Source organism: Burkholderia sp. MSMB0856, from assembly GCF_001524645.2.
GTDB classification, from domain to species: domain Bacteria; phylum Pseudomonadota; class Gammaproteobacteria; order Burkholderiales; family Burkholderiaceae; genus Burkholderia; species Burkholderia diffusa.
Genome location: NZ_CP013427.1, coordinates 816132 through 831231, shown reverse-complemented (window position 1 = coordinate 831231; position 15100 = coordinate 816132). Strand labels below are relative to the sequence as shown.

Sequence of the window (15100 nt, the reverse complement as noted above, 5' to 3'; positions counted from 1 at the left end):
GCCAACCCATGACCCACGGGATCCACGGCGAGAAGCGCTGGTACGCGCTGATCGTCCTCTGCCTCGGCGTGCTGATGATCGTGCTCGACAGCACGATCGTGAACGTTGCGCTGCCGTCGATCAGCACCGACCTCCATTTCACCGAGACGGCCCTCGTGTGGGTCGTCAACGCGTACCTGTTGACGTTCGGCGGCTGCCTGCTGCTCGGCGGCCGCCTCGGCGACCTGTACGGCCAGCGGCGCATGTTCCTCGCCGGCCTCGTCGTGTTCACGCTCGCATCGCTCGCCTGCGGCCTCGCGCAATCGCAGGCGATGCTGATCGCCGCGCGCGCGGTGCAGGGTTTCGGCGGCGCGATCGTGTCGGCCGTGTCGCTGTCGCTGATCATGAATCTCTTCACCGAACCGGGCGAACGGGCGCGCGCGATGGGCGTCTACGGCTTCGTCTGCGCGGGCGGCGGCAGCATCGGCGTGCTGCTCGGCGGGCTCTTGACGAGCACGCTGTCGTGGCACTGGATCTTCCTCGTCAACCTGCCGATCGGCATCGCGGTCTATGCGATGTGCGTCGCGCTGCTGCCGCGCATGCGCGCGCCGGCCGGCGCCGCGCGGCTCGACGTCGCGGGTGCGATCACCGTGACCGCGTCGCTGATGCTCGCCGTCTACGGGATCGTCGGCGGCAACGAGGCCGGCTGGCTGTCGATGCAGACCGTCGTGCTGATCGGCGCGGCCGTCGTGCTGCTCGCGCTGTTCATCGCGATCGAGGCGCGCGTCGCGCATCCGCTGATGCCGCTCACGCTGTTCGCCGCGCGCAACGTCGCGCTCGCGAACGTGATCGGCGTGCTATGGGCGGCGGCCATGTTCGCGTGGTTCTTCCTGTCCGCGCTCTACATGCAGCGCGTGCTCGGCTACGGGCCGCTGCAGGTCGGGCTCGCGTTCCTGCCGGCGAACCTGATCATGGCCGCGTTCTCGCTCGGGCTGTCGGCGCGGATCGTGATGCGCTTCGGCATCCGCGGCCCGATCGCGGCCGGCCTGCTGATCGCGGCGTGCGGCCTTGCGCTGTTCTCCCGCGCGCCGGCGGACGGCAGCTTCATCTGGCACGTGCTGCCGGGCATGACGCTGCTCGGCATCGGCGCCGGCGTCGCGTTCAATCCGGTGCTGCTCGCCGCGATGAGCGATGTCGACCCGGCCGATTCGGGGCTCGCGTCGGGCATCGTCAACACCGCGTTCATGATGGGCGGCGCACTCGGCCTCGCCGTGCTCGCGAGCCTCGCGGCCGCGCGCACCGATGCGCTCGCGGCGGCGCACGCCACGCCGCTCGACGCACTGAACGGCGGCTACCACGCCGCGTTCGCGGTCGGCGCGGCTTTTGCGGCCGCGGCCGGGCTGCTCGGCCTCGCGCTGCGCATCCGCCGCCAGGATGCCGTTGCCGGCGTCGGTCCCGCGATGCATTGACGGCCGTCCGTGCCTGAACCGGGCGCGCGCCGCCCCCGTCATGCCCGATAGCAAACCATCGGCGAAACACCCGCCGGCGCACGGCCACGTCAGGCCCGGCCTCATTCAAACGACCGTTTCACCCGCCACCAACTGCCCGTCCAGCAAGCCTTCCCGGCCGATTTTTAACGTAGTCGTACACCGACGCGCCACTTTTGCGACAATGGCGGACTTTGATGCGCGCGCCGCGGCCGCGCGCCGCCGCCGAACGCCGCATAACCGCCTGCTTCCGATGTCGCTTCCCCATATCGATCTGCTGTACTCCCTGTCCGGCCTGTTCGTCGGCATTCTCGTCGGCCTGACGGGCGTCGGCGGCGGTTCGCTGATGACGCCGATTCTCGTGCTGCTGTTCGGCGTCCACCCCGCGACGGCGGTCGGCACCGACCTGCTGTACGCGGCCGCGACCAAGGCCACCGGCACGCTCGTCCACGGGCTGAAGGGGTCGATCGACTGGCGCATCACCGGCCGGCTCGCGGCCGGCAGTGTCCCGGCCGCGGCCGTCACGCTGTGGGTGCTGCACACGCACGGGATGAATTCGCCCGGCACCGCGCGGCTGATCCAGCTGGTGCTCGGCGTCGCGCTGCTGCTCACGTCGCTCGCGCTGATCTTCCGTCCGCAATTGACCGCGCTCGCCGCGCGCAACCCGCTCGCGCCGAGCCCCGCGCGCACGCTCTGGTCGACCGTGCTGACGGGCGCCGTGCTCGGCGCGCTCGTGTCGATGACCTCGGTCGGCGCCGGCGCGATCGGCGTCACCGTGCTGTTGCTGCTGTACCCGATGCTCGCGACCACGCGCATCGTCGGCTCCGACATCGCGCACGCGGTGCCGCTCACGCTCGTCGCGGGCATGGGCCACTGGCTGCTCGGCTCGGTCGACTGGTCGATGCTGCTGTCGCTGCTGCTCGGCTCGCTGCCCGGCATCGTGCTCGGCAGCTTGCTGTCGGCGCGCGCGCCCGAACGGCTGCTGCGCAACCTGCTCGCCGCGACGCTCGTCGCGGTCGGCGTGCGGCTCGTGCTCGCGTAAGCGGCGCCGCCAGCCGCCCCGCTCCGCCGCCGCCGTCTTCTGAAAAAAACAGCCCGACCGGCCTGCGCCGATCGGGCTGTCGTCCATCCGGGGCCTCGCGAACCCGCACCGCCCGGCGCGAGGCCGGACCGTGCGGGCCGCAACGCGATGCTTACTGCCCCTGCTGCTTCAACTGTTGCTGCTTGAGCTGCTGCGTGCGCGCCTGCAGCTTCAGCACGCGCTGCAGCGCGGTACGGTTCGCGAGGATCCCGTCGTAGAAGTTGGCGAGGTCGCCCTTCAACGCGGTCCGCGACGCGTCGTTCAGGTAGATCATGTGGCCCGACGGGTAATTCTTGATCGTCAGGTTCTGCGCCTTGAGCGTCGGATCGAGCGCCATCTGCGCGAGCGTCAGCTCGGTCTGGTGGAACGGCGTGACCGCATCGAAATACCCGTTCGCCGACAGCACCTTCAGGTCCGGGTTCACGCTCATCGTCGCCGCCAGGTCGCCGGCCGTGTACAGCGTATTGCCGCCGCCCTTGTTCGCGCCGGTTGGGTCCGTGTGGCTGAAGTCCCAGTTGTTGAAGACCTGGTCGTTCAGGTCCACGAACGACGACGTCGACGTGTACTTGAGGTCGGTGTTGATGTAGCTGTTCCACAGCACCGTGTACGCGCCGCCGACGTTCGTGATCGACGGATCGTTGCTGCCCGAGTTCGGCAGGATGTACGGCGCGATGCCCTTGCCCGTGAAGTTCGCGCGACCGTCGTACTGGCCGATCTGCGTGCCCGGCACGAGCGTCAGGAAGAACGTGTACGGCGGGTTGTCGTCCGACGACGGCACGTTGCCGAGCGCGGCCGGGTTGCCGAACGTCTGGATCAGCGACGTCGGATCCGTGCCGATGTACGAGCCCATCTGCTGCGCGGTCTGCAGGTTCAGGTTCAGCCGCACGTTCACGAAGCCGCCGTCCTGCGGATTCGGCTTCTGCGCGAGCGGCGCGAGCGTGTTGTCCGCGTAGTTGCGGGCCTGCACCATGTACGCGTCGAGATCGGTCGGCGTCGGGTTGAGCGTCGTCTTCTTCCAGTAGAACGCGTCGGCCGCGAGCGTCGGGAAAGTGCCCGGCGCGGACAGCGCGTTCGCGTAGTCGAGGATCGACGATTGCAGCGTGATCCCGTTCAGGTCGATGCCGTCCTCATGCAGCACCCACGACACGACCGCGCTACGCGCCGTGCCGTACGACTCGCCATACAGGAACTTCGGCGAGTTCCAGCGCGAGTACTTGGTCAGGTAGCGCTGGATGAAGCGATCGATCGAGTGCGCGTCCTGGTCGGTGCCCCAGAAGTCCTTGTTCTTCGCCGGGGCGATCGCCGCCGAGTAGCCGGTGCCGACCGGATTGATGAACACGAGGTCGGTGCGGTCGAGCAGGCTGTCCGGGTTGTCGAGCAGCTTGTACGGGGCCGGCGGCGTGAAGTTCGGGAACGACGACTGCAGGCGCTTCGGCCCGTACGAGCCGAGCAGCAGGTAGACCGACGACGAGCCGGGGCCGCCGTTGTAGAAGAACGTGACCGGGCGCGGCTTTGACGGGTCCGGGTTGTCCTGCGTGTACGCGACGTAGAACATCTTCGCGTTCGGCGCCGACGTGATCGGATCGATGGTGGTCAGGTGGCCCGTGGTGGCCGTGTACTGGACGGTCTTGCCGCCGATCGTGACCTGGCGGTGCACGACCGCGGCCCCTTCGGTCGAATCCGTGACCGCGTCGTTCGGCCCGGTGCCGTACACGTCGTTGTCGACGTACGGCTGGTCGGCCGGGACGGCGGCCGTGGCATTGCTGGTGGCCGCCGTGCTGCCGTTCGACGTCGTCGCGGCCGCCGCGGTGGCGGCGGTCGGGCCGGACCCGTCGTCGCCGCCGCACCCGGTGACGAGCAGCGCCGCGGCCGCGGCTGCGGCGAGCGGCAGGCTCAGTGTCGTTCCAAATAGCGCGAAACCGTCTTTCAAGGACTTCAGTGTCGTCATTATTGCCTCTCGAACAGAACGATAAATACCGCCGGTCGCAAAGGATCATTTGCGCCGGCGCTCCGCACCGGGAGCGCATTCGTTTTGCGATGCACTCCGAGTTTTTTACCGGATCGGCGAATACCGATCGGCACGATTTACCCCACCCATATTCTGCGACCGCGCAATGGAATCAATTCCATTGCAAACGACGATTCAATAATGCGCGGCAATGCGAATTCAGCCCCATCATCCGCATGCGCGAGAAACAGCAAGCAAAAGCATTCCCCGCAAAGCCCGCCAGACAAGGCGCCTTCGCTTCCAACAGACGAACAATCCCCCTCGGCGAAATGCCGATCAATCGCCAAACGGCGACCAATCGCAGTTCGAGCCGATTTAATAAAATCGAAAGGATCGATTAACTATACGGAAAGGAATATTGTCTTTACGGGAATTTATTAAATTAAGTGAAAATATCGGCGCATAATAGATTCCGGGTTTTCCGCCGTAAAGTAATAATTTGTTACAGCGCGCGCCATTCCGATAAAGGCCAATGCGGGGACGGATTCCAGGCGCTGAAAAGAAAAAAGCCGGACGACTGTCCGGCTTCCGTATCGCGGCGCGGCGGGCGCCGTCAGAGCGGCACGTCGATCGCGCCAGCGCCGGTCGTGATCGCGTTCGCACCAGGAGACGCCGAGATCGGCGGCAGGTTCGCGCTCGTCAACGCCGGCGCGGCGCCCGGCGTGCCGCCGCGCGGCACCGTGCGGATCACCTGCGACGGCGGCAGCGCGGCACCGCTTTTCAGGTGCCGCCACATCAGGTTCAGCGCCTGAAGGTTGTAGTAGTGGACCGGCACGAAGCGCGTGTCGAAGCCCGCGACGGGCAGGAACGCATCGAAGTGCTGTCCGTTCGTCACCTCGTAGAACACGAGCTGGCTGCGACCGCCTTCGCTGATGCCGTTCTGCGCGACGTATGCGCGCGACGCGTGATTGACGGGCACGAGCGCGTCGCTGCGGCCCTGCACGATGATCGCGGGCTTGCCCTGCAGGTTCGCGTTCACGCGCACCGCGTCGACGTTCGCCGGCATGTCGAGCATTCCGTTGGTCCACAGCTGCCGCAGGCACAGCGCGCCCGCGAAACTCGCATCGGGCGTCGCGAGCCGGTGGTCGACACCCGCGCCGGTGTTGAACACGAGACTGACGCCGGCGGTCGGCGGGACGCCGTTGCCGAGACCGAACACGGCCGGCATCGGCGACGTGGCGGGCGGCGCGACCGTGCCCGTCGCCGCGCTGGTGGTCGCGAAGCTGAAATTGCACAGATTGTCGGTCACGCGCGAGCGCGTATACGCGTTCGCATAGGTGACCGCGATCGCCGGGATCGCCTGCGAATCCCACATCGGCGCCTGCAGCAGGTCGGAATCGGCGAGATAGCCGGCCGCGTGGAGCTGCGCGAGCGCGTCGGCGGCCTGGCTTTGCGTATCGGCGCCCGACACGAGCCCCGCCGCGGCGAGCGTCGCGCAGCGCTGCGCGCGGATCGACTGCGTGGTGGCGGCCGGCAGCGCGCTCAGATACGGCGCGCCCGCGAGCGACGCCGATGCGGCCGCGCACGGCTCCAGCAGGTTCGCGAGCGTCGCATAGTCGGCCAGCGGCCGGCCGAACGACGGCACCGGCTGGCCGCCCTCGCGCACGACCGCGTTCGGCGCCATCCGCACGTTGACCTGCGGCTCGCCGACCACGACCGCGGTAATCCAGCGGCGCGTGTCCTGCTCGGCCGCCGCGAGCGCCGCGCCGCCGCCGTTGCTGACGGACGCGGCGATCGTCGTGATGTCGCCCGGGCGGTACCGCACGCCGTGATGCGAGCCGTCGAGCAGCGGCCCGAACTGCTCGTTGAGCGCCCAGTATGCGAATTCGACCGACTGCAGCGTCACATGCCCCCAGTCCTGCTCGGGGTTCTGCTGCGAATGCGCGTGCTTGAACGCGTAGCGGTTCGGGAAGCGGCTGTTGAACGCGGCCAGGTCGCCGCTCGTCACGTTGGCGGTAAAGAGACTGGCGTTGCCGGCAAGCACGGCGTCGGCGAGTGTGCCGTCGATCAGCGTGATCGTGTCGGTGCCGAGTTCGTGCGCGCCGTTGCCGCCGCCCTTGTCGTTGTATGCGACCGCGCAGCCGCGTTTGAGGCCCCACTCGCCGGCCGCCGAAATCGCGCCGTACACGCCGCGCGAACCGGACGACGTCGCGGTGACGATGCATGGCTGAGCGGGATCGAAGCTCGCGGGCACCTGCACGAGCAGCGTCACGTTCTTGCGGCCGCTGCCGTCATCGGAATACGCGAGATATTCGGTGCCGGGGATCTTGCCCTCGCCGAGCGTGTCGTTGCCGTCGAGGTCGACGTTCGGCCCCCAGAAACGGCCGTAACCGCCATTGGTGCTCATGTCGACGAGCGCGCGGTAGTTCGACCAGATCGCGACCCGACGCAGCTCGGCGCTCGTCGGCCGGGACGGATTCGCGAACGCGGGCGCGGTGGCCGTGGCGAGCCCGGTCTTGCCGAGGCCGGCCGTCAGCAGATCGTCGCTCGAGCCGTCGTAAGCGGTCGTGCGCACGCTGCCGGACACGAAACCGGGCAGCCGGTTGCGCTCGCCCGAATCGTCGCCGTTGCAGGCGCCGAGCATCGCGACCGCGACCAGCGCCGCGCCCAAGAGAATCCGACTGCCCCACCCGTGCGTCGTCATTGCCGACCTCTCGATATCGTTATCGGTCCGCCGCTGCGTCGTGCGCGGCTCACGGCCTCGGAAGAAACGCCGGGCCGTCCAGCACTTTCCGTCCCGAAGGAAAACCCTTGGGGATACCCGTTCGGGGGGGCCTGGCGCAAAGCGGCAGGCCCGAGGCATTCTAAAGCGCAAACGGTCCCCGGTACACCGGGGACCGCCGCAAGCGGGCGCGCGGCGCTGGCGCGCCGCCGCCCGGCATCATTGCTGCTGGACCGTCAGCTTGTTCGAGACCGACGTCACGCCCTTCACGCTCTTCGCTGCCTCTTCCGCCTTGTCGATCTGTGCCTGGTCGGGCACCGTGCCCTCCAGCGAGATCGCGCCGCCCTTCGAGCGCACGACGAGGTTCGCCACGTCGATGCCGCCAGCCTTCGTAATTGCCTTGCGCACCGCGTAGCCGAGCTGGCGGTTCGCCTTCTTCGCGGTCTTGGCCGCGGCCTTCGGCGAGCTCGCTGCCGCAGCCGGCGCCTCGGTTGCCGCCGCGTCGCTCGACTGCGCATATACGCTGCCCGACAGACAGGCCGCCACGGCCGCAACACCCAACGCTCTCAACACGATCGACTTCATGCTATCTCCTTATGACTTCGGAACGGCCGTGCACAGTACGGCCGGATACCCCCAAAGGCGGCCGGCCCGCGCGCGAACGGGCGGGATGGCCGATGATTTCCACGGCGATGCGAGAGAGGCGACACGGGCCGGCGACCGGCGCACGCGAATGCGGGCCGGCCGGGCCGGACAGCCGCCGGCCGGACGCGCCCGGTCTATTGCGTGCCGGGTCGCGCGCGAATCGGTCGCGGCTGCGACGCACAATGTAATCCAGCGCCCGCCGAAGCGCAAAGCTTTTGACGCGCGAGCGCCCGGCGGCGGCCGGCTCGCGCGCCCGCGTCCCGCGCCGCGCCACCGCGCCGAACTCGCGCATGCCGGGTGAAACCGGGTACCATCGCCGCCAGAACCTGCATCGCGAACATCGTCCGTGACGCCCGTCATCGACGCGTCACGCCCGTGTCATCCGCCACGTCATGAAGCCAGCCCGCCCTCGCCCGCCCCGCCGCATCCTCGCCCGCTTCGTCGCGGTGTCGTGGCGCGACCTCGCGCTGTCGATCGGCCCCACCGTGCTGCTCGCGGCCGCGGCGGTCTGGCTCGCGGTCAAGCTGATCCAGCCGGCGCCGCCGTCCACGCTCGTGATTTCGTCCGGCCCGCCGGGCAGCACCTACTGGAACGCCGCGCAGAAATACAAGACGATCCTCGCGAAGAACGGCGTCACGCTCGACGTCCAGTCATCCGAAGGATCCGCGCAGAACCTCGCGCGACTGTCGAACCCGAACGCGCCGGTCGACGTCGGCTTCGTGCAGAGCGGCATCGGCCCGAAGGAGCGCGACGAGCACCTGGTATCGCTCGGCAGCATCGGCTATGTGCCGCTCGCGATCATGTACCGCGGCCCGGTGGTCGCGCGCCTGTCCGACTTCAAGGGCAAGCGGCTCGCGCTCGGCGCGGAAGGCAGCGGCGCGCGCGAATTGAGCCTGGCGCTGCTGAAGATGAACGGCATCGTGCCGGGCGGCTCGACCGAGCTGCTGCCGACGGCCGGCGAGGACGCCGCGACCGCGCTGCTCGACGGCACGATCGACGCCGCCTTCCTGTCCGGCGACTCGACGCAGATCCCGGTGATGGCGAAGCTGTTCCGCGCGCCCGGCGTGCACGTGTACTCGTTCACGCAGGCCGAGGCGTACGCGCGGCGCTTTCCGTACCTGACCGCGATCACGCTGCCGATGGGCGTCTACGATCTCGGCCGCAACCTGCCGCCCGCCGACATCCACACGGTCGCGCCGACGATCGAGCTGGTCGCGCGCGATTCGCTGCACCCCGCGTTGTCCGACCTGCTGATCGAGGCCGCGCGCGAAGTGCACGGCCACGCGACGATCCTGCAGCACGCGGGCGAATTCCCGTCGGCCGTCACGCGCGGCTTCCCGCTGTCGGATGACGCGGCGCGCTATTACAAGTCGGGCAAGACCTTCCTGTACCGGCGGCTGCCGTTCTGGGTCGCGAGTCTCGTCGACCGGCTGCTGGTCGTCGTGGTGCCGCTGATCGTCGTGCTGATCCCCGGGCTGCGGCTGGTGCCGTCGCTGTACGGCTGGCGCGTGCGTTCGCGTATCTACCGCTGGTACGGCGCGCTGATCGCGCTCGAGCGCCGCGCGCTCGGCGAGCATACGGCCGAGGAGCGCGTCCATCTGCTCGACGAACTCGACGACATCGAGGAAGCCGTGAATCGAATGAAGATGCCGCTCGCGTATGCCGGGCAGTTCTACGTGCTGCGCGAGCACATCGGCTTCGTGCGCGAGCGGCTCACCGCGCAGGACCACGACGCCGCATCGGGCACGTCGGGCACGTCGGGCACGTCGGGCACACCCGGCGCCGGCGGCCTCGCCGCGACGCGCGGCGGCGCGGCGCCGCCGCCGGCCGGCGAGCCCCCTCGGGCGACTCCCGGTTCCGCATGAGCGGCCGATCCGCGATCATTGCTGCATCCGCGCGGCTGCGTCCGCGCGCCGCCCCGTAACATGAAGGCCGCCGCGAGGCGCACACGCCCCACTCTCTGGAGATCGCCATGACAACCGGCCTCGACACCACCCAGCCTGCCTGGTTCTTCGACTTCGTGTCGCCGTTCTCCTACCTGCTGCTCGAACAGCACGACAAGTGGCCGGACGTGCCGTTCGACCCCGTCGCCGTGTCGCTGCCCGACCTGCAGCGCCACTGGGGACAGCGCCCGAGCGCCGACGTGCCGGCCAAGCGCATGTTCACGTACCGCCATGCGCTGTTTCGCGCCGAACAGCTCGGCATCCGCTTCAAGATGCCGCCCGCGCATCCGTTCGACTCCGACAAGGTGCTGCGCCTCGCGATCGCGCTGCGCGCCGACATCGCGACCGTGCTGGAAATGTTCCGCTTCATCTGGCACGACGGCAACGATCCGTCGACGCCGAGCGGGTTCGCCGCGCTGTGCGAGCGCGTCGGCGTCGGGCACGGCGACGAGCTGATCGAATTCGAGGAAACGAGCGCGCAGTTGCGCCGCAACACCGACGACGCGATCGCGCTCGGCGTGTTCGGCGTACCGACGTTCTGGATGAACCAGCAGCTGTTCTGGGGCGAGGACGCGCTGCCGATGGTGCTGTACTGCGCGCGCACGCCGAACTGGCTCGAGTCGCGCGAGGTCAAGCGGATCAGCACGCTTCCGAAGGGGCGCGTGTGATGGCCGGTATCACGCACCGCGACGCGTGGCTGCGGTAAGGTTACGCTTCTGCCGAATCACCGCGCACCGATGGAAGACGACGACCGTACCGCCTCGCTCGATATCTGGCTCGTGCGCGTATTGCGCACGCTGCTGCTCGAGCGCAGCGTCACGCAGGCCGCGCTGCGGCTGAACCAGACCCAACCCGCGATCAGCACCGCGCTGCGCAAGCTGCGCGAGACGCTGAACGACCCGATTCTCGTGCGCGGCAAGTCCGGGATGGTGCCGACCGAGTATGGCGCGTCGCTGCTCGGGGCGGCGTCGCGTGCGCTGCGCGAGGTCGACTTCATCGCGACGCCGCACGGCGACTTCGACCCGTCGTCGGCGCGGCGCACGTTCCGCGTCGCCGCGCCCGACTACCTGAACGATTTCTTCATGCCGACGCTGATCGAGCGCTTTCGCGACGCGGCGCCGCATGCACATCTGGAAATCGACTCGCTGAACCCCGCGCTCGATCACGCGGAGGCGCTCGAATCAGGCGCGCTCGATCTCGTGATCGGCAACTGGCCGAAGCCCGACCCGCAGTTCGCGCGCCAGGACCTGTTCTCCGACACGATCGTGTGCCTGATGCGCGACGCGCATCCGCTCGCGCGCGAACCGCTCACGCGCGAAGCCTACGCGGCGGCCGCGCACGTCGCGCCGACGCCGTACACCGGCGACAAGCGCAACGCGATCGAGATCGGCCTCGCGCGCGCGCGCCTCACGCGGCGGATCGTGACGACGCTGCCGTATTTCGGGATCGTGCCGCAGGTGCTGCTGCAGTCGGACCTGATCTTCACGACGACGCGCCGCTTCGCGACACACTATGCGCAGCTGCTGCCGCTCGTGGTCGTCACGCCGCCCGTGCCGTTTCCGCGCATCAAGAGCTACCTGCTCACGCACCCGCACCCCGACCGCCCGACCGACATCGCGTGGCTGTGCGCGCTGATGCAGAGCGTGTCCGACGAGCTGACCGCCGCACGCGGCCGCAAGCGCTGACGCCGCGCGGCATTGCCAGCGCGCGACGACGCAGCGCCGGCGCTCAGGCCGTGCAGAAAGTTTCCTGCAGATGGGTCCAGCGCACGATGCCGGCCGCGTCGCGCGCGAACACGGCGGTCGCGCGACGCGCGGGCAGTTCGCCCGACGCCGCATGCTGCGCTTCGACATAGGTGAGCACCGCATGCGATGCGTCGGCCGCGAGCACGCGGATGTCCGACAGCGCGATGCGCAGCCCCGGCTTCGCGCCGCCGAGCGTCGCGAACAGCGCGCGCGTGCCGTCGTGGTCGAGCGCGCGACCGTCGGTCATGATCATCGTGAAATCGGCGGAAAAGGCTGCGATCAGCGCATCGAGCGCCGCGGGTGAAGTATCGGTGCCGGACAGCCAGCGCTCGATGTCGACGACGCTTGCATCGAGTGCGTCGAGATAGACCTGGGGATCGGACATGGTGCCTGCACGAAATGACGCGCGGCCCGATGCCGCGCGATCCGTGCAGTGTAGGCAAAAACGGGCGGACGTGCGTCGGGCGTGCCGACCCGCGTCGTTACCCGTCGTTACCGCGCGCAGCTCACGTCGTCGCGCACGCGTCCCGCCGCGGCCGCCTTCGTGTCGGCCACCGGCATGCCCGAGCGGGCCTGCAGCAGTTCCGCGCAGACGGCCACCGCGATCGCGCCGGGCGCCTTGTCGACGATGCCCGCGATGCCGATCGGGCACACCATCTCCGCGAGCCGCGCCGGATCGACGCCGCGCGCCGCGAGCCGGCGTTCGAACTTCACGCGCTTGGTGCGCGAACCGATCATCCCGAAGTACGCGAAGTCGCGCCGCCGCATGATCTGCGCGGCGAGCGAGAAATCGAGCGCGTGGTTGTGCGTCATCACGAGGAAGTACGCACCGGGCGGCGCCGCGTCGACGACGGCCTCCGGCGTGTCGGTCGGCTCCGGCTGCACGTTCGGCGGACATTCGTCCGGGAACAGTTCGTCGCGCGTGTCGACCCACTGCACGACGCACGGCAGTGCGCCGAGCAGCGTCACGAGCGCATGACCGACGTGCCCCGCACCGAACAGCACGATGTGCATCGGCGGCGGCGCGGCATTCGCGCGGGGGCGCCGGCCGGTGCCCGGCGCGAACGTCTGTATCGGCGACGGCGTGTTGCCGCACGCGCCGTCGCAACCGGCGGCTGGCGCATCCGGCGCGGCATGCAGCGAGCGCAGTGAGCCGGGGAGCTGTTTCATGTCAGCCTGCCCGCGCGGCGCTCGCCGCACGCACCGCATTCACCGCACGCAGGATCGACTCGCCGGTGGCCGGCGCGTCGAGCGGCGGATTCACCCGGTAGTCGCCGACCGCGGCAATCGCGTCGCGCACCGCGAAGAACACCGAGAACGGCAGCAACAACGGCGGCTCGCCGACGGCCTTCGACCGGTGGATGCTGTCCTCGACGTTGCGGTTCTGGAACAGCCGCACGTTGAACTCGGGCGGCGTGTCGTTGACGGTCGGAATCTTGTACGTGGACGGCGCGTGCGTCATCAGCTTGCCGCCCGCGTTCCACCACAGCTCCTCGGTCGTGAGCCAGCCCATCCCCTGGATGAACGCGCCTTCGACCTGGCCGATGTCGAGCGCCGGGTTCAGCGAAGCGCCCACGTCGTGCAGCGCGTCGACGCGCAGCGTGCGCATCTCGCCCGTCAGCGTGTCGATCACGACTTCCGACACGGCCGCGCCGTACGAGTAGTAGTAGAACGGCCGTCCCTGCAGCTTCGACTGATCCCAGTGCAGCTTCGGCGTCGCGTAGAACCCGTCGGACCACAGCTGCACGCGCGCGAGATACGCCTTCGCGATCACCTCGCCGAACGGCACGCTCGCGCCGCCGATCCAGACGAAGTCGTTGCCGAACTTCACGTCGGCCGCGTCGACCTTGCCGTCGCCGAACTGCTTCGCCGCGAACGCCGCGAGGCGCTCGCGCAGCTGGCGCGCCGCATCCTGCGCGGCCTTGCCGTTCAGGTCGGAGCCCGTCGACGCGGCTGTCGCGGACGTGTTCGCGACCTTGCTCGTGTCGGTCGCCGTCACGCGGATCCGGCCGAAGCGGATGCCGAGCTCGTGCGCGACCACCTGCGCGACCTTCGTGTTGAGCCCCTGCCCCATCTCCGTGCCGCCGTGGTTCACGAGCACCGAGCCGTCGGTATAGATGTGCACCAGCGCGCCGGCCTGGTTGAAGTGCGTGACGTTGAACGCGATGCCGAACTTCACCGGCGTGAGCGCGATGCCCTTCTTCAGCACCGCGTTGCGTGCGTTGAATTCGCGCACGCCCGCGCGCCGTGCGCGGTAATCGCTCGTCGTCTCGAGTTCACCGAGCAGTTCGTGCAGCACGTTGTCCTCGACCGTCTGCCCGTAAGGCGTCACGTTGCGTTCGGTCTTGCCGTACAGGTTCGCGTAGCGCACGTCGACCGGATCGCGGCCGAGCGAGCGCGCGATGTCGTCGAGGATGTACTCGATCGCGAACGCGCCCTGCGGGCCGCCGAAACCGCGGAACGCGGTGTTCGACTGCGTGTTGGTCTTGCCGCAGTAGCCGGCGATGTCGACGTCGCCGAGCCAGTACGCGTTGTCGAAATGGCACACCGCACGCGTCATCACCGGGCCCGACAGGTCGGCCGAGAAGCCGCAGCGCGACGTCATGTCGAGGGCGACGCCGTCGAGGCGGCCGTCGTCGTCGTAGCCGACATCGAAGCGGTAGTGGAAGTCGTGCCGCTTGCCGGTGATCATCATGTCGTCGTCGCGGTCGGGGCGCAGCTTCACCGGGCACAGCAGCTTCCACGCGGCGAGCGCCGCGCAGCACGCGAACAGGCCCGACTGCGATTCCTTGCCGCCGAACCCGCCGCCCATCCGGCGGCATTCGACCAGCACGTTGTGCGACGCGACGCCGAGCACGTGCGCGACGAGGTGCTGCATCTCGCTCGGGTGCTGCGTCGAGCAGTACACGTGCATCCCGTCGTCGTCCTTCGGCACCGCGTAGGCGATCTGCCCTTCCAGGTAGAACTGCTCCTGGCCGCCGAGCAGCATCTCGCCCGACTCGCGATGCGGCGCGGCGGCCAGGCGCGCGGCCGCGTCGCCGCGCGCGAGCTTCAGCGGCGGGATCACGTAGGTTTCGGCCTTGCGCGCATCCTGCGCGGTCAGGATCGCAGGCAGCTCCTCGTAGTCGACCTGCGCGCGGCGCGCGGCGAGCCGCGCGATTTCGTGCGACGTGGCGACGACGATGAACATCGGCTGGCCGACGAACTGCACGATGCCCTTCGCGAGCACCGGGTCGTCGTGGATGATCGGGCCGCAGTCGTTCACGCCGGGGATGTCGTCGGCCGTGAACACGGCGACCACGCCGGGCGTCGCGCGCACCGCGTCGAAGTTCATCGACAGGATCTTCGCGTGCGGCTTCGCGGACAACCCGAGCGCCGCGTGCAGCGTGCCCGCGACGAGCGGGATGTCGTCGGTGTAGGTCGCGCGCCCGCTCACGTGCAGGTGCGCGGATTCGTGCGCGCGCGAGACGTGCACCTGCGCGGCGTCGGCTTGCGGGTCGAGGGTGTTCAGGAACGGTTCTGCTTGCTGGTTCATGTTCGGTGTTCTCCC

12 protein-coding genes are annotated in these 15100 nt (G+C 69.1%); 6 read left to right on the top strand and 6 right to left on the bottom strand.

The window, feature by feature from the left end:
* The first annotated feature begins 8 nt into the window (after nucleotides 1-8).
* Both WS87_RS04900 and WS87_RS04895 read left to right on the top strand, forming a co-directional pair.
* Nucleotides 9-1448 (top strand): DHA2 family efflux MFS transporter permease subunit, encoded by a 1440-nt coding sequence (locus WS87_RS04900; protein ID WP_059820140.1) that lies wholly within the window; start codon nucleotides 9-11, stop codon nucleotides 1446-1448.
* A 271-nt stretch (nucleotides 1449-1719) separates the two neighbouring features.
* The gene (locus tag WS87_RS04895) at nucleotides 1720-2508 is read left to right on the top strand and encodes a sulfite exporter TauE/SafE family protein (RefSeq protein ID WP_059820230.1); all 789 of its coding nucleotides are present in this window, start codon (nucleotides 1720-1722) and stop codon (nucleotides 2506-2508) included.
* A 151-nt stretch (nucleotides 2509-2659) separates the two neighbouring features.
* Here WS87_RS04895 and WS87_RS04890 read toward each other — a convergent pair whose 3' ends face one another.
* Nucleotides 2660-4495 (bottom strand): S10 family peptidase, encoded by a 1836-nt coding sequence (locus tag WS87_RS04890; RefSeq protein ID WP_059820139.1) that lies wholly within the window; start codon nucleotides 4493-4495, stop codon nucleotides 2660-2662.
* Between WS87_RS04890 and WS87_RS04885 the strand changes: the two genes are divergently transcribed.
* Nucleotides 4486-4896 (top strand): hypothetical protein, encoded by a 411-nt coding sequence (locus WS87_RS04885; RefSeq protein ID WP_236873206.1) that lies wholly within the window; start codon nucleotides 4486-4488, stop codon nucleotides 4894-4896. The two genes, WS87_RS04890 and WS87_RS04885, sit on opposite strands and share 10 nt — an antisense overlap.
* Nucleotides 4897-5108: 212 nt before the next feature.
* On the opposite strand, the gene WS87_RS04880 is transcribed toward WS87_RS04885, so the two are convergent.
* Nucleotides 5109-7199 (bottom strand): D-(-)-3-hydroxybutyrate oligomer hydrolase, encoded by a 2091-nt coding sequence (locus tag WS87_RS04880; protein ID WP_059820138.1) that lies wholly within the window; start codon nucleotides 7197-7199, stop codon nucleotides 5109-5111.
* 237 nt (nucleotides 7200-7436) lie between these two features.
* Entirely contained in the window at nucleotides 7437-7802 is a 366-nt protein-coding gene (locus tag WS87_RS04875) for a BON domain-containing protein (RefSeq protein WP_059820137.1), read from the bottom strand.
* Nucleotides 7803-8254: 452 nt separating this feature from the next.
* Here WS87_RS04875 and WS87_RS04870 point away from each other — a divergent pair, with 452 nt between their 5' ends.
* The 3 genes from WS87_RS04870 (at nucleotide 8255) to WS87_RS04860 (ending at nucleotide 11490) form a co-directional block, all read left to right on the top strand.
* On the top strand, nucleotides 8255-9727 hold the full coding sequence (locus tag WS87_RS04870) for a TAXI family TRAP transporter solute-binding subunit (protein WP_059820136.1): 1473 nt from the start codon (nucleotides 8255-8257) through the stop codon (nucleotides 9725-9727).
* A 107-nt stretch (nucleotides 9728-9834) separates the two neighbouring features.
* Complete coding sequence (locus WS87_RS04865) at nucleotides 9835-10473, top strand: 2-hydroxychromene-2-carboxylate isomerase (RefSeq protein ID WP_059820135.1); 639 nt, start codon at nucleotides 9835-9837, stop codon at nucleotides 10471-10473.
* Between the two features lie 69 nt (nucleotides 10474-10542).
* Nucleotides 10543-11490, top strand: a complete 948-nt coding sequence (locus WS87_RS04860) for a LysR family transcriptional regulator (protein WP_059530460.1) — start codon at nucleotides 10543-10545, stop codon at nucleotides 11488-11490.
* A gap of 43 nt (nucleotides 11491-11533) precedes the next feature.
* Here the strand turns inward: WS87_RS04860 and WS87_RS04855 are convergent, their stop codons facing one another.
* The 3 genes from WS87_RS04855 to xdhB form a co-directional block, all read right to left on the bottom strand.
* Nucleotides 11534-11935, bottom strand: coding sequence for a hypothetical protein (locus WS87_RS04855; RefSeq protein WP_059820134.1), 402 nt, complete (start codon nucleotides 11933-11935; stop codon nucleotides 11534-11536).
* Nucleotides 11936-12042: 107 nt separating this feature from the next.
* On the bottom strand, nucleotides 12043-12720 hold the full coding sequence (gene xdhC, locus WS87_RS04850) for a xanthine dehydrogenase accessory protein XdhC (protein ID WP_059820229.1): 678 nt from the start codon (nucleotides 12718-12720) through the stop codon (nucleotides 12043-12045).
* A gap of 1 nt (nucleotide 12721) precedes the next feature.
* A complete protein-coding gene (gene xdhB / locus WS87_RS04845) occupies nucleotides 12722-15085 on the bottom strand; it encodes a xanthine dehydrogenase molybdopterin binding subunit (protein ID WP_059820133.1) in 2364 nt (787 codons plus the stop codon).
* Between the last annotated feature and the right edge of the window lie 15 nt (nucleotides 15086-15100).